The sequence below is a fragment of the Noviherbaspirillum album genome, assembly GCF_035916955.1.
Classification (GTDB): Bacteria; Pseudomonadota; Gammaproteobacteria; order Burkholderiales; family Burkholderiaceae_D; genus Noviherbaspirillum; species Noviherbaspirillum album.
Genome location: NZ_JAWIIV010000003.1, coordinates 1 through 22,151, shown reverse-complemented (window position 1 = coordinate 22,151; position 22,151 = coordinate 1). Strand labels below are relative to the sequence as shown.

23 protein-coding genes are annotated in these 22,151 nt (G+C 60.9%); 12 read left to right on the top strand and 11 right to left on the bottom strand.

Annotated features, from left to right (window positions below):
* Positions 1-57: 57 nt before the first annotated feature.
* Positions 58-522 carry a carboxymuconolactone decarboxylase family protein gene (locus RY831_RS04930; RefSeq protein ID WP_326505210.1) on the top strand — a complete coding sequence of 155 codons (465 nt, stop codon included), beginning with the start codon at positions 58-60 and terminating at the stop codon, positions 520-522.
* Positions 523-1,066: 544 nt separating this feature from the next.
* On the opposite strand, the gene hutC is transcribed toward RY831_RS04930, so the two are convergent.
* The gene (hutC, locus tag RY831_RS04925) at positions 1,067-1,786 is read right to left on the bottom strand and encodes a histidine utilization transcriptional repressor HutC (RefSeq protein WP_326505461.1); all 720 of its coding nucleotides are present in this window, start codon (positions 1,784-1,786) and stop codon (positions 1,067-1,069) included.
* A gap of 178 nt (positions 1,787-1,964) precedes the next feature.
* Here hutC and hutU point away from each other — a divergent pair, with 178 nt between their 5' ends.
* The 5 genes from hutU to hutI all read left to right on the top strand — a co-directional run bounded on the left by hutU (position 1,965) and on the right by hutI (position 8,423).
* The gene (gene hutU, locus RY831_RS04920) at positions 1,965-3,683 is read left to right on the top strand and encodes a urocanate hydratase (RefSeq protein WP_326505209.1); all 1,719 of its coding nucleotides are present in this window, start codon (positions 1,965-1,967) and stop codon (positions 3,681-3,683) included.
* 352 nt (positions 3,684-4,035) lie between these two features.
* Positions 4,036-5,574, top strand: a complete 1,539-nt coding sequence (hutH, locus tag RY831_RS04915) for a histidine ammonia-lyase (RefSeq protein WP_326505208.1) — start codon at positions 4,036-4,038, stop codon at positions 5,572-5,574.
* A 34-nt stretch (positions 5,575-5,608) separates the two neighbouring features.
* Positions 5,609-6,562: a formimidoylglutamase gene (hutG, locus tag RY831_RS04910; RefSeq protein ID WP_326505207.1), complete on the top strand. Its 954-nt coding sequence runs from the start codon at positions 5,609-5,611 to the stop codon at positions 6,560-6,562.
* An 18-nt stretch (positions 6,563-6,580) separates the two neighbouring features.
* Positions 6,581-7,186: a HutD/Ves family protein gene (locus RY831_RS04905; RefSeq protein ID WP_326505206.1), complete on the top strand. Its 606-nt coding sequence runs from the start codon at positions 6,581-6,583 to the stop codon at positions 7,184-7,186.
* A complete protein-coding gene (gene hutI, locus RY831_RS04900) occupies positions 7,170-8,423 on the top strand; it encodes an imidazolonepropionase (protein ID WP_326505205.1) in 1,254 nt (417 codons plus the stop codon). The genes RY831_RS04905 and hutI overlap by 17 nt, the downstream gene beginning before the upstream one ends.
* A 129-nt stretch (positions 8,424-8,552) precedes the next feature.
* Here the strand turns inward: hutI and RY831_RS04895 are convergent, their stop codons facing one another.
* From RY831_RS04895 to msbA, 4 genes are read right to left on the bottom strand one after another with little or no spacing between them, the layout of a single operon-like run.
* A complete protein-coding gene (locus tag RY831_RS04895; protein ID WP_326505204.1) occupies positions 8,553-8,939 on the bottom strand; it encodes an endonuclease domain-containing protein in 387 nt (128 codons plus the stop codon).
* The gene (waaF, locus tag RY831_RS04890; RefSeq protein WP_326505203.1) at positions 8,936-9,985 is read right to left on the bottom strand and encodes a lipopolysaccharide heptosyltransferase II; all 1,050 of its coding nucleotides are present in this window, start codon (positions 9,983-9,985) and stop codon (positions 8,936-8,938) included. The genes RY831_RS04895 and waaF overlap by 4 nt, the downstream gene beginning before the upstream one ends.
* 10 nt (positions 9,986-9,995) lie before the next feature.
* Positions 9,996-10,604 carry a peroxidase-related enzyme gene (locus RY831_RS04885; protein ID WP_326505202.1) on the bottom strand — a complete coding sequence of 203 codons (609 nt, stop codon included), beginning with the start codon at positions 10,602-10,604 and terminating at the stop codon, positions 9,996-9,998.
* Positions 10,601-12,340 (bottom strand): lipid A export permease/ATP-binding protein MsbA, encoded by a 1,740-nt coding sequence (gene msbA, locus RY831_RS04880; protein ID WP_326505201.1) that lies wholly within the window; start codon positions 12,338-12,340, stop codon positions 10,601-10,603. The genes RY831_RS04885 and msbA overlap by 4 nt, the downstream gene beginning before the upstream one ends.
* A gap of 229 nt (positions 12,341-12,569) precedes the next feature.
* Here msbA and RY831_RS04875 point away from each other — a divergent pair, with 229 nt between their 5' ends.
* Complete coding sequence (locus RY831_RS04875) at positions 12,570-13,430, top strand: glycosyltransferase family 2 protein (RefSeq protein ID WP_326505200.1); 861 nt, start codon at positions 12,570-12,572, stop codon at positions 13,428-13,430.
* Between the two features lie 236 nt (positions 13,431-13,666).
* On the opposite strand, the gene RY831_RS04870 is transcribed toward RY831_RS04875, so the two are convergent.
* The 3 genes from RY831_RS04870 to RY831_RS04860 all read right to left on the bottom strand — a co-directional run bounded on the left by RY831_RS04870 (position 13,667) and on the right by RY831_RS04860 (position 16,689).
* Entirely contained in the window at positions 13,667-14,770 is a 1,104-nt protein-coding gene (locus RY831_RS04870) for a glycosyltransferase family 4 protein (RefSeq protein WP_326505199.1), read from the bottom strand.
* 134 nt (positions 14,771-14,904) lie between these two features.
* Positions 14,905-15,795 carry a glycosyltransferase family 8 protein gene (locus tag RY831_RS04865; RefSeq protein ID WP_326505198.1) on the bottom strand — a complete coding sequence of 297 codons (891 nt, stop codon included), beginning with the start codon at positions 15,793-15,795 and terminating at the stop codon, positions 14,905-14,907.
* A gap of 27 nt (positions 15,796-15,822) precedes the next feature.
* Entirely contained in the window at positions 15,823-16,689 is an 867-nt protein-coding gene (locus RY831_RS04860) for an O-antigen ligase family protein (RefSeq protein ID WP_326505197.1), read from the bottom strand.
* An 87-nt stretch (positions 16,690-16,776) separates the two neighbouring features.
* Between RY831_RS04860 and RY831_RS04855 the strand changes: the two genes are divergently transcribed.
* The gene (locus RY831_RS04855) at positions 16,777-17,091 is read left to right on the top strand and encodes a hypothetical protein (RefSeq protein ID WP_326505196.1); all 315 of its coding nucleotides are present in this window, start codon (positions 16,777-16,779) and stop codon (positions 17,089-17,091) included.
* 319 nt (positions 17,092-17,410) lie between these two features.
* Here the strand turns inward: RY831_RS04855 and RY831_RS04850 are convergent, their stop codons facing one another.
* Positions 17,411-18,322, bottom strand: a complete 912-nt coding sequence (locus RY831_RS04850; RefSeq protein ID WP_326505195.1) for a LysR family transcriptional regulator — start codon at positions 18,320-18,322, stop codon at positions 17,411-17,413.
* 149 nt (positions 18,323-18,471) lie between these two features.
* On the opposite strand from RY831_RS04850, the gene RY831_RS04845 reads away from it, so the two are divergent.
* Positions 18,472-18,831, top strand: coding sequence for a DUF2917 domain-containing protein (locus RY831_RS04845; protein ID WP_326505194.1), 360 nt, complete (start codon positions 18,472-18,474; stop codon positions 18,829-18,831).
* A 22-nt stretch (positions 18,832-18,853) separates the two neighbouring features.
* Positions 18,854-19,528: a GNAT family N-acetyltransferase gene (locus tag RY831_RS04840; RefSeq protein WP_326505193.1), complete on the top strand. Its 675-nt coding sequence runs from the start codon at positions 18,854-18,856 to the stop codon at positions 19,526-19,528.
* A 156-nt stretch (positions 19,529-19,684) separates the two neighbouring features.
* Here the strand turns inward: RY831_RS04840 and RY831_RS04835 are convergent, their stop codons facing one another.
* Together RY831_RS04835 and RY831_RS04830 are read right to left on the bottom strand one after the other, a co-directional pair.
* Positions 19,685-20,443 (bottom strand): hypothetical protein, encoded by a 759-nt coding sequence (locus tag RY831_RS04835; protein WP_326505192.1) that lies wholly within the window; start codon positions 20,441-20,443, stop codon positions 19,685-19,687.
* A gap of 46 nt (positions 20,444-20,489) precedes the next feature.
* Positions 20,490-21,350 (bottom strand): IQM protein middle domain-containing protein, encoded by an 861-nt coding sequence (locus RY831_RS04830; protein WP_326505191.1) that lies wholly within the window; start codon positions 21,348-21,350, stop codon positions 20,490-20,492.
* Between the two features lie 15 nt (positions 21,351-21,365).
* Between RY831_RS04830 and RY831_RS04825 the strand changes: the two genes are divergently transcribed.
* Both RY831_RS04825 and RY831_RS04820 read left to right on the top strand, forming a co-directional pair.
* The gene (locus RY831_RS04825) at positions 21,366-21,704 is read left to right on the top strand and encodes a transposase (protein ID WP_437126216.1); all 339 of its coding nucleotides are present in this window, start codon (positions 21,366-21,368) and stop codon (positions 21,702-21,704) included.
* Positions 21,701-22,151, top strand: a 451-nt coding sequence (locus RY831_RS04820) for a transposase family protein (RefSeq protein WP_496196639.1), incomplete at its 3' end; no start/stop codon positions are given. The genes RY831_RS04825 and RY831_RS04820, both read left to right, overlap by 4 nt.

Here is a 22,151-nt window from a genome sequence, read left to right as displayed (position 1 = left end):
ATCGACAGATCGCGAACAGATCGCCAACTTCAGACAATCTCCGGAAAGGACAACATCATGTCGGACCAACGCATTCCCTACCAGACGCTTTCCAACGAAGCCTACCGCGGCCTCGCCGCCGCCAGTGTTGCGCTTGAACACTCGCCGCTGGGCAAGGCGCTGATCGACTTCGTCTACCTGCGCGTATCGCAGATCAACGGCTGCGCCTTCTGCATCGACAAGCATGCGCATGATCTGCTCAGGCAAGGCGAAGACTTCCAGCGCATCAACAGCCTCTCGACATGGCGCGAAACCGCCTTCTACAGCGAGCGCGAACGGGCGGCGCTGGGGTGGGCGGAAGCGGCGACGCGGCTCGCCAACGGCGAGGTACCGGATCATGTGTTTTTGGCATTGAAGGAACATTTCACCGACCGCGAGATTGCCGATCTCGGGTTTGCGGTGGCGGTGATGAATGCGTTCAACCGGCTGGCCATCGGGTTTCGGCAGCCGGTGAAGAGGGTGGCGGTGGAGGTAGCGGCTTAGGCTGCTCCAGCAAAGTAGAAATCGTTGATTAGAACTGACCAAGCCGGCGGAGAGAGGCTGTTAAGTCTCCCCTTCTGACGACGCCAAAAGAGTGATGCGTAAAGCGGATAAAGAAGCGCAGATGTCTGAGCCGTAGGCGAGTTTCTGCGCTTCCCGCTTTACGCATCACTCTTTTGGGAACCCCGAAGGGGCGTCGGCAGCGGGGTCGCACCTCGGCGGCCCCCTTTCTTTGCTTACTTTCTTTGGCGAAGCAAAGAAAGTAGGTGGCCCGCCGGGGCCAGTCCCGGCAGGTCTCCACGGAGAACCCACGGTTCAAACAAGTGAACACATATAAAGATTCGGTAACTGTGAGTGAATTGATTGAGTACGAGGTAGAAGCTAGGGGCAAGGGAATAACAAGACCTTATTAGGTCGTGCAATCGCCCTCACCCCTGCCCCTCTCCCGCCTGCGGGAGAGGGGTTGTTCCGTTCTGCGCGTTGAAAATTCTGGTTTGCTCGCTCTCGAAGAGCAAGCATCTTTGCAGGCATGGAGGCCCGCACCACTTCAAAAGCTCCCCGCAAACTGATACCGCCCCCCCGGATGCCACATCGTCACCACCGAAGCGACCACCCCCTTCGACAATGTCCGCCGCTTCAGCACCAGACAAGCCTCCTTGTCCTTGCGGATCTGCAGCATCTCGGCAATCTCGCGCGGCGGGTGCAGCGCTTCGATGCTGTAGTTGACGCCCTGCAGCGGCGCGGCCGCCATCAGGTATTCATTGGGCGTGATGACTGAAAAATCCTGGAGCATGTAGTCCGGCGCGACCTCGGGATTGACCCAGCGGTCCTCGACCTGGATGGGGATGTCGTTCTCGAAATGCACGATGACGGAATGGAACAGCGGATGGCCGGGCTTGATGCCGAACGGCGCCGCCAGCAGTTCCGACGCCTTGCTGCGCTCGAGCAGATGCAGTTCGCTGCGATGCACATGCCCGCGCATGCGCACCTCGTCGGCGATGCTCTTGATTTCCACCAGGGTCGACTGGTACTTCTGCTGCGCCACATAGGTGCCCGAACCCTGCACCCGGGTCAGGATCTGCTCGTCGGTCAATTCCCGCACCGCCCGGTTGACCGTCATGCGCGATACGCCGAACTGTTTCGCCAAGGCCTGCTCGGAAGGAATCGCATCGCCTTCCTTCCAGATGCCGGCCTGGATTTCCGCCAGCAGGTAGTTCTTGATATGCAGGAAGGCGGGCGTGCGCTCCGCGTTGCCGCCGTCTTCCATGTCCGCTTTCACATTGTTCTCCTTGTACTCGCCTGCCCGATTCTAGGGAAATAATTTGTATTGTCAACTTAAGTTTTTCTTGCATAAGTTGTCTATACAACTTAAACTCGATTTCAGTAGACCCGGGTCGGGCAGGTTTGCCGGCCGCGTTCGTCATCGCCGCCAAGGAGGAGATTCCATGAACACAGTCACCGACAATATCGACACCGCCGCCGACCCGCGCTGGGATGCGAGCCGCGTCATCCGCGCGCCGCGCGGCAGCGAAAAATCCTGCAAGAGCTGGCTGACCGAAGCCGCCTACCGCATGCTGCAGAACAACCTCGACCCGGAAGTCGCGGAAAACCCGAAGCACCTGGTCGTCTACGGCGGCATCGGCCGCGCCGCGCGCAACTGGGAATGCTTCGACGCGATCCTGGACTCCCTGCGCAAGCTGGAAGACGACGAAACCCTGCTGGTGCAGTCCGGCAAGCCGGTCGGCGTATTCCGCACCCATGCCGACGCGCCGCGCGTGCTGATCGCCAATTCCAACCTGGTGCCGAAATGGGGCAACTGGGAGCATTTCAACGAACTCGACCGCAAGGGCCTGTTCATGTACGGCCAGATGACCGCCGGCAGCTGGATCTACATCGGCAGCCAGGGCATTGTGCAGGGCACCTATGAAACCTTCGTCGAAGCCGGCCGCCAGCATTACAAGGGCGAGTGGTCCGGCCGCTGGATACTCACCGCCGGGCTCGGCGGCATGGGCGGTGCGCAGCCGCTGGCGGCCACGCTGGCCGGCGCGGTATCGCTGAACATCGAATGCCAGCAGAGCAGCATCGACTTCCGCCTGCGCACCCGCTACCTCGACAAGCAGGCCAGGGACATCGACGAAGCCCTCGCGCTGATCAAGCATCACTGCGAGCGCAAGGAAGCGGTTTCCATCGGCCTGCTCGGCAATGCCGCCGAAGTGCTGCCGGAACTGGTCAGGCGTGCGCAGGCCGGCGGCATGAAGCCCGACCTCGTCACCGACCAGACCTCGGCGCACGACCTGATCAACGGCTATCTGCCGCTTGGCTGGAGCGTCGCGCAATGGAAGGCTGCGCAGCAGGACCACGGCCAGCACGCCCGCCTCGCCGCCGAAGCGGCGAAATCCTGCGCGGTGCACGTGCAGGCCATGCTCGATTTCCACGCGATGGGCATCCCCACCGTGGACTACGGCAACAACATCCGCCAGGTCGCGAAAGACACCGGCGTGGACAACGCCTTCGACTTCCCCGGCTTCGTGCCTGCCTATATCCGCCCGCTGTTCTGCGAAGGCAAGGGCCCGTTCCGCTGGGCCGCGCTGTCCGGCGATCCCGAGGATATCTACAAGACCGACGCCAAGATCAAGGAACTGTTCCCGAACAACAAGCACGTGCACCACTGGCTCGACATGGCGCGCGAACGCATCGCCTTCCAGGGCCTGCCCGCGCGCATCTGCTGGCTCGGCCTGGGCGAACGCCACATTGCAGGCCTGGCCTTCAATGAAATGGTGAAGAACGGCGAACTCAAGGCCCCGATCGTTATCGGCCGCGACCACCTCGACACCGGCTCCGTCTCCAGCCCCAACCGCGAGACCGAAAGCATGAAGGACGGCACCGATGCGGTCTCCGACTGGCCCCTGCTCAACGCCCTGCTCAACACCGCCGGCGGCGCGACATGGGTGTCGCTGCACCACGGCGGCGGCGTAGGCATGGGCTACTCGCAGCACGCCGGCATGGTGATCGTCGCCGACGGCACGGAGGCCGCGGCGAAGCGCCTGGCAAGAGTGCTGGTCAACGACAGCGGCTCCGGCGTGATGCGGCATGCAGACGCGGGGTATGAAGCAGCGGTAGCATGTGCGAAGCGCAATAAACTGAATCTGCCGATGGTGAAATAAGAAGCACAACAAAAAGACAGACCAAGCTAAATCAAAGAGGCTGTGCTGTGCCTTTCCCCCTTTGCCGACGCCAAAAGTGCGCTGTACAAAGCGGATAAAGAAGCGCAGATGTCTGAGCCGAAGGCGAGTTTCTGCGCTTCCCGCTTTGTGCAGCGCACTTTTGGGAACCCCGCAGGGGCGCCGGCAACGGGGTCGCACCTCGGCGGCCCCCTTTCTTTGCCTACTTTCTTTGGCGAAGCAAAGAAAGTAGGTGGCCCGCCGGGGCCAGTCCCGGCAAGGTAGTCCGAAGAAACAACCGCATAGCCTCACCGAAGAGCAGCAACCCGAACACAGCAATACAAGAGACAACACCATGACCACACTCACCATCACCCCAGGCAAGCTAACCCTGACCGACCTCCGCCAAATCTGGCGCGGCACAGTCACCCTCCAACTAGCCAACGAAGCCTACCAAGCCATCAACGCTTCCGCCGCCACCATCCAGAAGATCGTGGAAAAAGGCGCCCCCGCCTACGGCATCAACACCGGCTTCGGCAAGCTGGCAAAAACCCACATTCCCAACGACCAGCTCGAAGAGCTGCAGCGCAACCTCATCCTGTCCCACTCGGTAGGCAGCGGCGAGCTGATCGCCGACAACGTCGCCCGCCTGATCTTGGCCACCAAGATCGGCAGCCTCTCCCGCGGCTACTCCGGCATCCGCGCCGCAGTCATCGACACCATGATCGCCCACTACAACGCCGGCATCATGCCCTGCATCCCGAGCAAGGGCTCGGTCGGCGCCTCCGGCGACCTCGCCCCGCTGTCGCACATGACGCTGGCCCTGATGGGCGAAGGCGACGTGCGCGTCGACGGCCGCATCATGCCCGCGAAGGAAGCGCTGGAAAAATCCGGCATCAAGCCCGTCACCCTCGCCGCCAAGGAGGGCCTGGCGTTGATCAACGGCACCCAGGTATCGACCGCCTTCACCCTCAACGGCCTGTTCCTGGCCGAACGCATGCTCGAAGCCGCGACGGTATCCGGCGCCTTGTCGGTCGACGCCGCCAAGGGCAGCGACGCACCCTTCGATCCGCGCGTGCACACGGTGCGCGGCCAGCCCGGCCAGATCGCGGTGGCGCAGATCTACCGCACCCTGCTGCAGGGCAGCGAGATCCGCCGCTCGCACCTGGAAAACGACGAGCGCGTGCAGGACCCGTACAGCCTGCGCTGCCAGCCGCAGGTGATGGGCGCCTGCCTCGACGTGATCGGCAATGCGGCGCGCACGCTGCTGATCGAAGCCAATGCGGTCACCGACAATCCGCTGGTGTACGCGGAGGAAGGCGATGTCATTTCCGGCGGCAACTTCCACGCCGAGCCGGTGGCCTTCGCCGCCGACTCGCTGGCATTGGCCATCGCCGAGATCGGCGCGCTGTCGGAACGCCGCATCGCGCTGCTGATCGATGCCACGCTGTCCAACCTGCCGCCCTTCCTGGTCGCATCCTCCGGCCTCAATTCGGGCTTCATGATTGCCCACGTGACCGCCGCCGCGCTGGCTTCGGAAAACAAGTCGCTGGCCCATCCGGCCAGCGTCGACAGCCTGCCGACCTCGGCCAACCAGGAAGACCATGTCAGCATGGCCACCTTCGCCGGCCGCCGCCTGAACGAGATGGCGGACAACACCGCCACCATCGTCGCCATCGAGGCACTGGCTGCCGCGCAAGGCGTGGACTTCCACCGCCCTCTCGCGACCTCGCCGCTGCTGGCCGAGGTGCACCAGCGCCTGCGCCAGCGCGTGCCCTTCTATGACAAGGACCGCCTGTTCGCGCCCGATATCGAAGCCGCCCGCCAGATGGTGCTGCGCGGCGACCTGAGTGCCGGCTGCCACGACCTGTTCCTGCCGCTGTATTCGAATTGAAAACCTGAACAAGCGAAACGAACGGGGACGCATCATGTACCGCAAAGCCGAGATGAACCGCTGGCAGGGCCGCATCGATGAGGCCGAGGGCATAGGAGGCCGGCGCTGGCACCAGATCGTGCAGGCGCTCGATCCCGATGCCCCGGGCAAGGGCGTCGCCCTGATCGGCTTCGCCTGCGATGCCGGCGTGGCGCGCAACCATGGCCGCACCGGCGCCGCCGAGGGACCGGCTGCGATCCGCGCCATGCTCGGCAACATGCCGGTGCGCCGCTGCACCGCGATCGTCGATGCCGGCGATGTCGCTTGTACCGGCGATGCGCTGGAAGATGCGCAGCAGGAATTGTCGTCGCGCATCGCCGCCCTGCTCGACGCCGGCTACCTGCCGCTGGCCATGGGCGGCGGACATGAAATCGCCTTCGGTTCCTTCGGCGGACTGGCACGGCATCTTGAAAAGAAGGAAAGCAAGCCGCGCATCGGCATCCTCAACCTGGATGCGCATTTCGACCTGCGCCTTGCCGAACGCGCCAGTTCCGGCACGCCGTTCCGGCAGATCGCCGAGGAGTGTGCCGCACGAGGCTGGCCGTTTCATTATTGCTGCCTCGGCATCAGCGAATTCGCCAATACGCAAGCCCTGTTCGAACGCGCCAAGACGCTCGGCGTGCGCTGGATGCTGGATGAAGACATCACCGCCACGCGCATCGAGGACGTGCGCACGCAGGTCGCCGCTTTCCTGTCGGAAGTCGATTATGTCTATTTCACGATCTGCCTCGACGTGCTGCCCGCGGGGGTGGCGCCCGGCGTGAGCGCGCCGGCCGCGCGTGGCGTACCATTGGAGATTGTCGAATCGATTGCGGACATGATCGCAGTCAGCGGCAAGCTTTGCCTGGCCGACATCGCGGAACTCAATCCCGGCCGGGACATCGATCAACGGACAGCCCGGGTCGCCGCCCGCCTGCTGGCAAGGCTCGCAGAGCGTACCGGAACATGAAGTGAACATGAGGGGACCATGCGCAAATTCACCCGCGACGACTATGTATCGATGCCGTGGAAGAACGGCGGCGGCAATACCCTGCAGCTTGCAATTGCGCCGGAAGACGCGGACCTGAGCAATTTCGACTGGCGGGTCAGCACCGCAGAGATCGGCGGCGCGGGACCGTTCTCGCTGTTCGCAGGCTTCGACCGTTCGCTTGCCGTACTGGAAGGCAGCGGCCTGATGCTGGAACTGGACAGCCTGCACGCCACCATCCTGACGCCCGACAACAAGCCGCTGGCCTTTCGCGGCGAACAGCAATTGCATGCCGCGCTGCTCGATGGCCCCATCCGGGATCTCAACGTGATCACCCGCCGCGCCTGCTGGACCCATACGCTGGAAAAGCTGCAGTTCAGCGGCAGCCTGCAATGCGACATGCAGGCCGACCTGATCTTCATCTTTCATGCGCGTGGCGGCGACGTTCATTGCCGCACGCTGGCCGGCCGCGAAGCCGCGATCGGCGGCGGCGAGTCGGTGCTGATCGATGCCAGCGACGGCGAGCATATCGACCTGGCGGCAACGGCGGCAGCCACCCTGTACATCGTACGCCTCATGCAAAAACGCAATGCCGACAACAACTGAATCCGATCCGCGCTGGGATGCGCTGTGGACCCATGTCCACCTCGCCACACTCACACTGTCCGAAGCACAAGGCTACGGCGAGATCAGCGATGCGGCGATCGCGGTGCGCGATGGCCGCATCGCCTGGGTCGGCCCGCGTTCGGCGCTGCCGTCCGGCGCGCGTGCGACGGTCGAACATGACGGCCGCGGCCGCCTGCTGACGCCCGGCCTGGTCGACTGCCATACGCATATCGTGTACGGCGGCAGCCGCAGCGGCGAGTTCGAAGCCCGCCTCAACGGCGCAAATTATGAAGACATCGCCCGCGCCGGCGGCGGCATCATGTCCACCGTGCGCGCGACCCGTGCGGCCAGCGAAGAGGCGCTGATGCAGGCAAGCCTGCGCCGCGTGCGCAGCCTGCTGGCCGAAGGCGTCACCACGCTGGAAATCAAGTCCGGCTACGGCCTCGACCTGGACACCGAACGCAAGATGCTGCGCGTGGCGCGGCGCATCGGCGAGCAGCTTCCGGTGCGAGTCAGGACCACGTTTCTCGGCGCTCATGCATTGCCGCCGGAGTTCGCGGGCGATGCGGATGGATACATCGACGAAGTGTGCGACCGCATGCTGCCGGCGCTGGCCGGCGAAGGCCTGGTCGATGCGGTCGATGCCTTCTGCGAAAAGATCGGCTTTTCCGCCTCGCAGACCGAGCGCGTATTCCAGGCGGCGCAGCGGCATGGCTTGCCGGTGAAGCTGCACGCGGAACAATTGTCCGATCAGGGCGGCACCGCGCTGACGGCGCGTTATCGCGGGTTGTCCGCGGATCACCTGGAGTATTTGTCTGCCGAAGGCATCGCGGCGATGGCGGAAGCGGGGACGGTCGCGGTGCTGCTGCCGGGCGCGTTCTACTTCCTGCGCGAAACGGCATTGCCGCCGATCGCCGCTCTGCGCGAGGCCGGCGTGCCGATCGCGGTATCGACCGACTGCAATCCGGGGACGTCGCCGATGACTTCTTTGCTGCTGGCAATGAACATGGCTTGCACCTTGTTCAGGATGACGCCGCTGGAGGCGCTGGCGGGGGTGACTCGCAATGCGGCGGCGGCGCTTGGGCTGGGCGGGGAGATCGGGACGCTGGAGGTGGGGAAGGCGGCGGACTTTGCGCTGTGGGAGGTGGAGCGGCCGGGGGAATTGGCTTATGGAATTGGGGGGAATGCTTGTTCGGGGGTGGTGTTTGGAGGGGCGGTCAGGGAGATTCGAGATTAAGTTTGGGCTTGGGTAAGATGTCTTGGCAGGCCCCCTCACCCCTGCCCCTCTCCCGCCTGCGGGAGAGGGGTTCCAAGCACTGCCTACTCCCCTCTCCCGCAGGCGGGAGAGGGGTTGGGGGTGAGGGCGTCAGTCGGGACAAACATCTCCAACCAGCGCCGCATAAATCACTTCCATCACCGCCTCGGTCTCGCTTAGCACCTGATTATTCCAAAACCGCAAAACCCGCACGCCCCTTTGCCGCAGCCAAGCATCCCGCGCCTGATCATACTCCCCGGCCTCCACATGCTGCCCTTCATCCAGCTCCACCGCCAGCTTCTTCTCATCGCAGTAAAAATCCAGAATGAACCTTCCCATCGGATGCTGCGTGCGAAACTTCGCACCAGCCACCCTTCGATTGCGCAGCAGCCTCCACATCAGCGCCTCGGCATCCGTCATCCCCGAACGCATCTCCCTCGCATGACGCAAGAAATCTTCCGGCAATCGGCTGAAAAAATGCGGATCCGGACCGCTCATACGTCCGACGCCAGCGCCTCCTCCACCGGCACCCGCACCATCTCCGCACTGATTCCCTTCATGCAGCGATGATGCCCCAGCGGGCATTCCCGCTGCCTGCACGGCGCGCATTCCAGCGCAAGATAAATCGAGGTCGCCACATCCGAGAACGGCGGCGCATGATTCGGGTCGGTCGGTCCGTAGATCGCAACGATGGGCCGGTTGAGCGCGGAAGCGATGTGCAGCAGACCGGAATCATTGCTGACCATCACGCTGGCACCGGCAATCAGCGCCACCGCCTCGTCCAGCGCCGTCACTCCGGCCAAGTTAAGCACGCCGGGCGCCAGCCGCACGATCTCGTCGCACACTTCCCTGTCCTTGCCCGACCCCATCAGCGCAATCTGCACGCCGGGCCGCTGTGCCTGCAGCGTCTTCGCCAGTTCAGCGAAATGGCTTGCGGGCCAGCGCTTGGCCGTACCGAATTCCGCACCCGGCGCAAACAGCACCAGCGGCAGGCCGGACCGCAGGCCCACGCGGGCCAGCACTTCCTGCCTGCGTTCGTCCGATACGCTCAGGCTGGGCCTCGGCAGGGCCGAAGGCGGCGGCACGTCGGCGCGCGGTGCCTCCGCCAGTGCCGCATAGAAGGACACCATCGGCCTCGGCGCCTCGCGGTTGTCGTGATGAATGACGTTGAGCAGGCCGTAGCGCATCTCGCCCTTGTAGCCTACCCGCTTGGGTATGCCGGCCAGCCAGGGAATCAATGCGAACTTCAGGGTGTTGGGCAGCACGTAGGCATCGGCGTAGCCGCGCTGCTTAAGCATGCGCGCGAATTCGCGTCGCTCCCGCAGCTGCAGCGCGCCGTGGCGGAACGGTGCTTCCAGCACGGTATCGACTTCGCGCATCGCGCGCCATACCGGCGCCACCCATTTCGGCGCCAGCACGTCGATGGGACGCCCGGGATGGCGGTCGTGCAGCAGCTTCAGCAGCGGCTGGGCCATCACCGCATCGCCGATCCAGTTGGGGGAAATGATGAGCGTGCGCGCCACGCCCTGAATGGGAACCGTCATTGCGGGACCGTCATTGGCGCGGCACGCGGCCCATCAGGAAAAATTCCTCGTTCGGACGCATGCCGATCACGTTGGCCAGGCGGTTGGACAAGCCGAAGAATGCGGTGATGGCAGTGATGTCCCAGATGTCTTCGTCATCGAAGCCGTGGCCGCGCAGCAGCGCATAATCTTCGTCACCTACGCTTTGCGAATCGAGGCAGACCTTGACCGCGAAATCCAGCATGGCCTTCTGGCGCGGGGTGATGTCGGCCTTCAGGTGATTGACCGCGACCTGGTCAGCCACCAGCGGCTGCTTCGAATAGATGCGCAGCAAGGCCCCGTGCGCGACCACGCAGTACAGGCAGTTGTTCTTCGCGCTGGTGGCGGTGACGATCATTTCGCGGTCGGCCTTGGTCAGGCTGCCGGTGTCTTTCAGCATCAGCGCATCGTGATAGGCGAAGAAGGCGCGGAATTCCGCCGGCCGGTGCGCCAGCGTGAGAAACACGTTGGGCACGAAGCCGGCCTTCTCCTGCACGGCGAGAATCGCGGTGCGGATGTCGTCGGGCAGGTCCTTGATCTCGGGCACGGGAAAGCGGGAAATCGCTTGTTGGGGTTGATCGGCTTGCTTGGCTTGGCTCATGCGACATTCTCCTTGGCGAACTGAAGTTGATGCAGATTGGCATACACGCCGTTGGCTTCGAGCAGCTGGGCATGAGTGCCGCTTTCGACGATCTCGCCGCCAGACAGCACGACGATGCGGTCCGCGCGCTCAATGGTGGACAGGCGGTGCGCGATGACCAGCGTGGTGCGGTCCTGCATCAGGTCGTCCAGCGCCGCCTGCACCGCGCGCTCGGATTCGGTGTCGAGCGCCGAGGTGGCTTCATCGAGGATGAGGATGGGCGCATCCTTGTAGACCGCGCGCGCGATCGCCAGGCGCTGGCGCTGGCCGCCCGAGAGCCGGCTGCCGTTGTCGCCGATCATGGTGTCGAGCCCTTCGGGCAGGCGGGCCACCACCTCGCCCAGGTGCGCGGCACGCACGGCCGCTTCGATGCGCGCGCGGTCAGGGCTGACGTCGCCGTAGGCGATGTTGGCCGCCACCGTGTCGTCGAACAGCACCACGTTCTGGCTGACCATTGCCATCTGCGCGCGCAGGCTGGCCAGCGCGATGTTGCCGATCGGCTCGCCGTCGAGGCGGATTTCACCCGAAGTCACCTGGTGAAATTCCGGCACCAGGCTGACCAATGTGGATTTGCCGCCGCCCGACGTGCCGACGAAGGCCACGGTCTCGCCGGGATGTATGGTGAGGTTGATATGGTTAAGCGCCATCTGGGTCTGGCCCGGATAGTGGAAGCTGACATCGATGAAATCCAGCCTGCCCCGGGCGCGGCCGGCGAGCTTCTTGCCGTCGGTGCGTTCGGGCAGCGAATCGATCAGGTTGAACACCGCGTCGGCCGCAGCCAGGCCGCGCTGCAGCGGACCGTTGACTTCGGCCACCCGCTTCAAGGGCGTGAGCAGCATCAGCATCGCGGTGATGAATGAGACGAAGCCGCCGACAGTGGTCTGATTCTGGCTCGACTGGATCAGCGCGATCACGATCACCACCGCCACCGCGCACGCAGCCATCACCTGCGTGATCGGCACCGTCGCGCCATAGGTGGTGGCCATGCGCATCGAGTAGCGGCGCAGCTTGGCGGCACGGCCTTCAAAGCGGTCGCGCTCGTACTTCGTGCCGCCGAAAATCTTGATCACCTGGTTGGCGCGGGTGGTTTCCTCGATCACCTGGGTCAGTTCATTGTTGACTTCCTGGTATTCGCGGTTGAGGCGGCGCAGCCGCTTGCCGGTCATGCGCACCACCAGCGCCGTCAACGGCAGCAGGATCAGCGCAACGATGGTCAGGCGCCAGTTCAGCCAGATCAGGAAGGCCATCAGGCCGATTACGGTGAGCATGTCGCGCACGGCCGAGGTCACCACGTTGCGGATCATGTCGACGATCTGCTGCACCTCGAACATCATCGAGTTGATGATCTTGCCCATGGAATTGGTGGTGTAGTAGCTCGCCGGCACCTCAAGCATGCGGGCGAACATCTGGCCGCGCAGGATGCTCAGCAGCTGGGTGGTGATCCAGGTCATCAGGTAGCTGGTAGCGAAGGTCGACAGGCCGCGCACGACGAAGATGGCGATCACCGCCACGGGCACCAGCCACAGTTCGAGAGTCGGCTTGCCGACAAAACCCTTGTCGAGCAGCACTTTCATCACGGCGGGGAATGCCGGTTCGGTGGCGGCGGTAAAGATCATGCCGAGGAAGGCAAGAAACAGGCGCCCCTTGAACGGACCCACCATTCGAAAGATCCGCACCAGGTTGGGGGGCAAAGTCATATATTTCAGCTCGCTGCTTGCGGCCGTACCGCGCGGCAAATTCAAACCGTTGCGCGGCGGGCCTTGGAATTGCATGAATAAAAGGAAACCCGGCTGGGAACCGGGCATAGGCTCTCGATTATAGAGGATGCGCTGCCCGGCAACACCTATCGGATTGCCACGCCCGCTCGGGTATACTCGCGGCCTTGATCAACCCGCGTGCCTGCAACGCGCTTGCAAAATCCTCAACATGCTGATTTCGGTCATCGTCACCACCTACAACCGGCCCGACGCGCTGTCAGCGGTGGTACGCGCCCTGCTCGACCAGACCGATGCAAATTTTGAAATCATCATTGCCGACGACGGGTCGCGGCAGCCCACGCGCGACGCCCTGTCCGCCTTCGCCGCCGTGCCGCATGCGCCTGGCGCAAGACGTCTGGTGCATGCCTGGCAGCCCGACACTGGCTTTCGCGCTTCGGCGGCGCGCAATCTGGGCGTCTTCGCGGCCAGGGGCGACTATCTGGTTTTCCTCGACGGCGACTGCATCCCGCGCCCCGACTATGTCGCGCGCCACCGCCTGCTGGCCGAGCGCGGCTTCATGGTCTCGGGCAGCCGGGTGCTGCTGTCGGAACGGTTCACCGGCGAACTGTTGTCCTCTTCCGCTCCCGTCCACCGCTACGGGCTGGCCTACTGGCTGAAGCAACGCCTGATCGGCAAGACCAACAAGGTGGTGCCGCTGCTGCACTTTCCCGACACCCCGATGCGGCATTACCGCGCGGTCAAGTGGAGTCGCATCAAGAGCTGCAACCTGGCGATCTGGCGCGACGACTACCTGGCGGTCAATGGCTTCGATGAAAGCTTCGTGGGATGGGGACATGAAGATGCCGACCTGGTGCTGCGGCTGGCACGCCACGGCGTGCGGCGCAAGGGCGGCGCGTTTTCGACGGAAGTCTTTCACCTCTGGCACCGCGAGAATACCCGCGCCACCGAATCGGAGAATCGCCGGCGCGTCGAGGAACGCATGCAGACCGGCGTCACGCTGGCCGACATCGGGATGGATAGTCATCCGAAGGCGGAGGATCGGGTTGAGGTGGTGTTCTCAGCTATGTAGAATGAAACCCCTCTCCCGCAGGCGGGAGAGGGGCAGGGGTGAGGGTGATCGCCAAGCCGTACTGCCTAAATCCTGTCCTTGTTGAATGCCCATGAAGACAACTCCCGCATTGGCGGCTGCAATTGTCCCGACTACCGCCCTCACCGCCTAACCCTCTCCACGAACTGGTTTGCAAGCCAGTTTGACTGCGGGAAGGGAGGAGTAACGGCGCTCCGCCATCACCAGATATGCGTCAATTAGCCTTTCCCGCGCCGCAAAATCCCCAACACCTGCTCCGCAATCCCCGTCCAGGTCAGCCCGCGAGCAAATTCTATCCCCTCCGCGCTGGCCCGCTCCCAATAATCCCGCTCCTCAAAGCGCCGGATCTCCTGCAGCCATGCCGCCTCATCAAGATGCGCCGCATAACGCGGATAATCTCCAGCCCAGACCTTCACGCTGTCGAGTTCATGCGTGATCACCGGCACGCCGGCCGCCATGCCTTCGAGGATGGTCAGGCCGAAGCTTTCCAGGTCGGTGGGGTGCAGCAGCAGGAAGGCGCCATGCAGCAGGCCGATCACTTCCTCCTGCCGCTTGCGGCCATGCAGGCGGATACCGGAATCGGCGCTGTAGGCGCCGCGCAAACTGTCGAGCAGGGGACCGTCGCCGATGATGTCCAGCCGGTATCCCTGCTGCGCCAGTCCGCTCGCGGCGAAGAATTGCGCCAGCCAGTCCACATGCTTGCTCCTGTCGAGTCGGCCGACGAACACCAGCCGCCTTTGCCCCGGCTCAGGATAGGCGGGCGCGGCCGCAGGAAAAAAACGCTCGTCGACGCCCAGCGGCAGGGACCGTACTTTCACCCCCCACTTGCGTTCGGCGCGGGGCGCGGCGCGGTACCCGAAGAAGAACACGTCGCTCGCCGGCACCCGCTTGAAGAAGCGCCGCATCGACACGCCCGGCAGCAGATGGCGGAAGCGTTCGCGCAGCGCCGGATACTGCTTTTCCAGCAGATAGGCGTCGGCTTCGTAAAAGGTCGCGATCACGTCGTAGCGTGACAAATCGATACCGCTGCGCGCGAGGGACCGGAAAAAGCTGTAGCTTTCAATCTTGAAGCAGCTGGTCATCAACAGCTTGCTCCAGAAACGGTTGCGCCTGGAATCGCGGCCGGCAAACGGCAGCGTGAGCAGCTCACATCCGGCGGCATCGAACAGGCCTCCTTTTCCATCGCCCGGCACACCGCTCAGCACGGTCAGCCGCATCTTGTGCTTCAGGCACTGCGCTAGCTGGCCCACCACGGTTTCGGTGCCTCCGATATAACAGTCCACGGTCGGACTGATGAACAGGACGTTCAGGGATTGGCTCATTCCGGAATAGGAAAAATCGATAAGGCGTTATGGAATCGCTCAGGAGTGTATCGCATGCCGTGTTTCCGGCATCGGCATCGGCGGCGCGGATCGATCGGCGCGGCCGAGCGCCGAATGCCGAATGCGGCCGGCGATCAGTTCTGCGGCAACTTTGCGGCCAGGCGCGGCCATAGCTTCGAGCGCAGCGGTCTGGGCGTGTTATAGAACACAAAGCTGGAGAACGATTTGTTTTTCATCCGATAGTCCCCGAATGTCGTTTGCCTGAGCAGGTCCCAGTACCGGAAGCGGTAAGGATGCTTGCAATGGTACATCCAAGGCTTGAGCTTCTGATTGAAATGCACAATGACCGGCTTGTTTTCGGCTGGAACCTTGCCCTTCAATACATTTTTTAGAAAATGCCGGTCAAGGTTGAGATGGTAATTCCATTTTTCAGGAAAGAAAATGACGTCCTTCTGCAGCACGACATTGAGCGCATCCTGGTCGGGGAAGCGCAGAACGTCGGGGTTCTGCTGCATGAAATCGATGGCCTTTCGCTTGACATCCTCGCGGCGCCAGTAATCGAGGTTGATAAGCATCACGCCGGAGTTGAAGTAGCGTGCAGGTGAGTGCCTCGCCAAATGCTTTGGTGCCCCATCCTCGACCACGACGGCTGCCTTGCCGCTCATCTCCTCGTTCCACAGCGTGTCCAGCCGGCCTTCGACTATCACGTCCATGTCGAGATAAAGAACCTTCTCTATTTTCGGCGAGATCAGCTCGGGAATCATCAAGCGATAATAAATGGCGATGGTGAAATAACCGATCTCGGGCAGATCGGCGAAGACCACATCGTCCAGAAGGTAGCGCGAAAACTGCAAACCCTTGTCCGCCGCATACCGCTCGATCTTTTTCAGGGTGAGCGGCTCGAGCGGGGAATGCAATAGATGGAACGAGACTTCGTCGGCAGAATGGTGCTGCAGGACCGACTGCGCGATAACGGGAAAGTTGAAGGCGTAGTTTTCGTCCGTACAGCAAACTATATGAATCATGTCTTTTTTCGCTTAATGCAATGGCGCTCACTCCGCCCGGGCAACAGATCTCGCGCTTCCGCTCGCCCCGGCGAGAGACTCCTTGCGCCTGACCATGCCGGCAAACAAGACCGCCAGCAGGATGATATAAAAGGCGTAGCTCACCCTCCAGTAAAACATTGTATCGCTCAGGCCGAAAACGAAGAATCCCAGGGCAAGGACACATCCCATGCCGGCGATGGTTCTGGTTTCCCGGTCGGGATGGCGTACTTCCTTTAGAAAATAATAGGCAGGAGCGAGGTAAAGAGCCAGGATAGCGGCGAGGCCAAAGAGGCCTAGCGTCGCCATATGAAACAGCAAATCGCTATGCATGTGCGGCTGGGTGGCGGCAAGCGGCGTGATGATCTGCCGCTCCGCCAGCTTTTGCACAGTCGTCCGGTAATGTTCGCGTCCAGTCCCCGCGACCGGATGTTCCTTGAATACTTCCCAAGACGCCTGCCAGAGCTGGAGACGCTGCCCAAGCGAAGTATTTTTTTCCTTGGCACTGACAAAGAGCTCAATGTCGGCATGCGCAAGACGGACCCTTGCTTTCACCGCATCGCTGAACAGATAAGTCCCGAAGAACAGTCCCGCCATCATGGCGAAAATCGCAAGCTTCAGGCGAAGCTGCATGTTTCTGAAAACCAGCAACGCAATGATGACAAAGACGGGATAAGCCACCCAGCTGCTGCGCGTAAGCGACAAATAAGAGGCGTAAACGGCTACCGCACCGGTCAGCAGTTTAAGTGCGATTTCCAACTTGTCGCCTTTATTGTTCCAGCCGATGGAAAACAGGACCAGCACGCCCATCATGACCGTCATGTTGGTAAAAGGCACCAACGGCATCCCTAGCACGAAATTCGGGCGCAATCCCAATGCAACCGCCTCCGGGCGCAATGCCATTGCAGCCGTCTCCATGTACAGCGCCGCGGTACATAACAGGACGCCGGCAGCCAAGCCCCATTGCACCTGCCTGAGCTGCTGGAAGGAACCGAAAAGCAGTCCCCACAGTACCAGGGGAAAACAAGCCAGCTGCAACGGCAGTTCATACCGGGCGGTATGCCCGTTCACCAGCTGACTCGCCAGGACGGCACCCAGCATGCCTGCCATCGCAAGGTGCAGCGGCCAATGCTCGCCGATTCGCTCAAGGAAACCTTTTCCCGCCGGACGGAATCGGCAAGCGATGCAGATCAGACTCAACAGGATAAGCAGGTAGAGATAGAAGCTTGGCCCAACACCCTTGACGGGAAGGAAGCAAAGCAGGGGAAAAAGTGTTGATATGACAACCATCGACCACTGCATTGACCACTGCAAATTACGCAAAATGGATCCCATCAGAAATTAGTAAGGGCTTTCGCCCGCGCCCCTCGTCCGGCAAGCGGATAAGATTTCATGTCCCTGAGGTGCCCCTATTGGTTATCGCATGCACCAAACCGACCCGGCCGCCTTTTGGAAAAACCGCAAATTTTACATGCAATGACTGCATCAGGGAAATTGCCGGCGACCCCTTGACCTGCCGTATTCATTGTCGCAACAAACATCGGGGTGCGCTGACGCATAGGATATGGCATGGGCGGGTCGAGCCGGCAACGAGGGTCTAAAACTGGTCCCAGTGCGGCTCGGGGCCGAAATGCTCCATCAGGTGATCGATGAAAGCCCTTACCTTCGGCTGCATGTAGCGATTGGGCAGGTAAATCGCATGCATCGCCATGCCGGGATTGGCTTCGAAGTCCGGCAGGATCTGCCTGAGCCGCCCATCCTTGAGATACGGCCCGAGAATATAAGTGGGGAACAGGACAATACCCATGCCACCGAGCGCCAGCTGCAGCAGCACTTCGGAATTGTTGACACGGCACTTGCCGTTGGTCGATGGCGACACTTCCCTGCCCCCGGTCTGGTAGCGCCAGCCGCTGCGCAGCGTCGGTATGCCCTGGTAGAGCAGGCAATGATGCTGCGCCAGTTCCTGCGGCGTCGTCGGCGTGCCGTGCTTTTCCAGGTAAGCCGGCGCGGCGCAGGTAACCCAGCGCACCGGCGCGATCCTGCGCGCTACCATGGTCGGCGCGGGATGGTCGGTGATGCGGATGGCCAGGTCATAGCCCTCCTCCACGATATCCACCGGTCGGTCGGTGGCATTGAGTTCGATCTCGACCTCATCGTAGCGCCGCATGAAGGATTGCATCGCCGGCGCCAGGTGCAGCGACGCGAAGATGACCGGCGACGTGATGCGCAGCACCCCGCGCGGCTCCACCTGCAGCTGGGTCACGGTCTCGGCCGCCGCATCGATCTCCTGTGAGATACGGGAACAATGCTCATAGTAGGCGGCGCCGATCTCGGTCAGGCTCATGCGACGCGTCGTGCGGTTCAGCAGGCGCACGCCGAGTGCGGCTTCCAGATTGCTGACCTGCTTGCTCACCAGCGATTTCGACGTCTTCAGCGCCACCGCCGCCGCCGAAAAGCTCTTTGTCTCCACTACCTTGGCAAACGCCATCATCTCCACCAGCCGCTCCATCGCCCCCTCCCTCCGCTCAATCGATTGTCCATTTACAAGAACAATCTTATTCCAATTTGATGGATTGTAAATACCTGAGAACAAACCATAATGTGCCACATGGAGGTTTCCATCCACGAACCTTCCCACCCACACAAAGGGAGAACACCATGAACGCCACCGTCCACAAGACACTTGAACGCAATGCCGCACCGGCTCAGCTCAGACTCGATCCCGCCGGCCAGGAAATCGCACTTGAAGCGCTCCATTCCACCCATGTGAAGCATGCGCTGGGATGGACGGTGCGCGCCCTCGAGGGTAGCGTCTGGATCACCCAGGACGGCGATATCCGTGATGTCGTCCTCGCCGCCGGACAGTCCTTCGTCCTCGACCGCGACACCCCGGCCCTGCTCTCTGCCTTCAGCGATGCCCGCATCAGCCTGCGGCTCGAAACGGCCCGCGCCCGTCCGCTGTCGGGTGTGGAAACCGCGCCGGCACGCCGCACCGGCCCCCAATGGTCCGCCGCCTGATCCCATCAGACAGGAGCGCATCATGGGCAACCTCTTCCCTTTCTCGCTGAGCTGGAAAGACTATCTTCCGTTTGGCCTCAACAACTCCAGCTCCTCCGCAAACCGGGAGCTAAGCGACATCGTCCGCCTGCGCGACGGCACCGCCGTCACCTTGCGTGCCGTGCGCCTGGACGACGGTGAACGGATACAAGACCTGGTGCGCGGATTATCGCTGGATAGCCGCTATCAACGCTTCTTTCATCCGCTGCATGAACTGTCACCCGACATGCTCGCGCGCTTCCTCCAGGACGACCCGACCGGAGCCATCACACTGCTCGCCACCGTGCAGCAGGGTGGCGAGGAAACCGCCATCGCGATGGCCCAGTACGTCTGCGACCCTTATCCGGTACGCGGCGAATTCGCAGTGGTCGTCGCCGATGCCTGGCAGCGCGGCGGCCTTGCAACCCGGCTCATCCAGACATTGATCTGCGTCGCACGGGCGGCGGGCATCGCCATCCTGCAGGGTGACGTCCTCGCCGACAATGAAGCGATGGTCAGGCTGATGGTGAACATGGGGTTCGTGCTTGATGACAGCGAAGATGGGGCTTATCTGCTGAAGGCATCAAAAGTGTTGGAGGCGCCGGATTGGAAGTGCTCGCCTTTGGTGGTGCTGGCGAGTGAGGCGAAGAGGAAGGTTGAGGGGCGGGTGGGGGTTTAGGGCAGTTAAGAAGCGCCGTGCGTTGTAACGGCGGTTGGCCAGGACGAGTCAGGCGCCAGAGATGCCAAGTGCCATCCTATCTCTTGGGATCATCGCCGATCAGATTTCTTTGCGACTGACTGGCCTTCCCAACGTTGATAATTGTTACCCAACTTATTAATGATATTGATACGCAATTGATTTTAAACCGCTACTAATATCGTTTAGCAGACGACAATACCACTCCCATTTGCGTTCATCATTCGTAAAATCATGTTCGGTTGTAGTTTCGATATTTCTGTGCATTGAATGAGCATTATCGATAGCCATTACCCTCAGCAATTCAGCAATTTCTGCTCTAAAATGCTCCGAATAATTCTTATTAAAACGCGTTACCGAATAGTGCGCTAATTCCAATGTGTTTTCATATCTAATATTGCCTTTTAACGTTTTTTGGTGATAAAACTTCTGAAATTCTGTTAATAGTGCATCTTCGGGCGTTTCTGGGAGATGTTCTTGCAATTCCCATACGACCTCCCTTCCATTGACGAAAGGAAGGCTTTGCCCTGCATCGATCTCAATAGGATTTTGAGATACTTCATTGCTAACCCAATGTCCGGCCGTCTTTACACATCGCCCTGAACGCGCAACATTAGGATATTGCCTTTCAATTTCCAGTGCCAAATCTAGGAGAAATTGCCTTATGTTATGATCAGTCTCGTTCTCAAATCGCTCCTGCAGATAGACTTCCAAGTTCTCTTGCAGCGCAATGATGTCTATGATTTTCTTCAAGTACCATTGAGGTGGATATTTGTATAGCCAAGCATGAACAAGACTTGTCATGACACGGCTTATTTCGTTTCTTCTAAGACCTTTCCAGCGCACTGGAAGTAGCATTGCATTCAACGGTCCTTTGATTTCATCAATATATTCCATTTGTCCTCCGTAGTAGACTTAAGGCTAACGTGCTGCTGATCTAAAATTAGTCAAAATCTGTGAATACATATCTCATATCTACGCCATTTTCTTCAAGTTGTTGAAGGGCCTGTGCCATAAGCTCTTTAGTTGGCTTATAGTGGCCACTGCGATCCGAAATCAATGTGATGACACCTTCGACAACTTCTAGCTCACCAGCTGCAGCCACAGGTCCTCCGGATGTCAAACTTGAATGATGGAATTTACCTACTTTCTGGTTGACCGAGGCGTACATGTTTCCTTGCTCATCCATCACAAAAATAGCTCGACCGCCTTCCCCTTTAGCAGAATCAAATAGTGCCCCATATTGATCTACTACCTTCCCTTTATAGAAATTAATTTTATAATCTTCTCTTTTAATTGGCGAAAGGTATTCAACTTGCACTCTCATACCATTGCTGATCCAATTACGTGCGGTGTTGCCTTGTAAATTTTCATCCATATAACCCGGGTCCATCACCTTAGTTTTATACTTAGGCGAAAATTTCAAATTTCCGCCACTCATTCCCAAAGAGCCATGCTCAACGTGTAAATTAAGTCCTTTAGGTACACCTTTCAATCCTAAGAATCCACCTGCCATCGACCCTGCCAGCATCGACCATTTCTGCCCGTCGCTGCCCGCGCCAAACACCCGCTCTCCAACCCGGCCCAACACTTCTCCGCCAGCCAGCCCGCCGAACGTACCTGCAGCTGTGACTATCGGTCCGCCCAGAACGAGTGCTGTACCCAACCCGACTGCAAGCAATGCAGCATGCACCCAGCCTGGTACCAAATTTTCCGGTTGAACCGGGTCAGTCTGCGCTATTCCTCCGCCGACGAAAACGTTACTCGATCCTCCTGCAATGACTGCACCGCTGTAACGACCCACTGAAAGCCTGCTCAGGTGATAATCACGAAAGGGAATCACATGAGCATGACAATGGACGAAGAATTCAAGCGGTGGACAGCCAAGCGCAAGGCGGCGCTGGTTACTGAAATCATTCAGGGCAAAACCAGCGTCGCTGAGGCCAGTCGGGCCTTCGACATCCCGCCGTCCGAGATCGAAGAATGGGTTGACGAAGGACGCAAAGGGTTGGAAAACGCATTGCGCGCCAAGCCGCTGGACGTCAAGGAACAGTACGAGCGGCAGATCAAGGAACTGCAGGAGGCGTACGGCGAAGCCATGCTTGAATTGCGTGCAAGAAAAAAGCTGCAGTCCCTGCTGGGCGAGGACGAGAAGTGATCGAGACGATCCACCAGGGACTCAAGGACGACGGCTTTACCGTCTCGACCAGCAAGATCTGCCAGTGGTTCGGCGTGCCGCGCAGAACGGTGTACTACAAGCCGGCCAAGTCGGCACCCAAGGTCCAGGACCGCTTCGCCGGTCCGATCAAGGCCATGATCGCCGAGAATCCGTCCTTCGGCTATCGGACGGTAGCGCACCTGTTGGACTTCAACAAGAACACCGTGCAGCGCATCTTCCAGCTCAAGGGCTGGCAGGTGAAGAAACGGCCCATCGGCTTCCGGCCGCGGGTGCAAGCGTTACCTTCGGTGGCCAAAGCGCCGAACGAGCGGTGGGCAACGGATCTGTGTCGAGTCTGGGCCGGTCGGGATGGCTGGGCGGTGCTGGCGCTGGTGATCGATTGCCATACCAGAGAGCTGCTTGGCTGGCACCTGTCCCGCTCTGGTA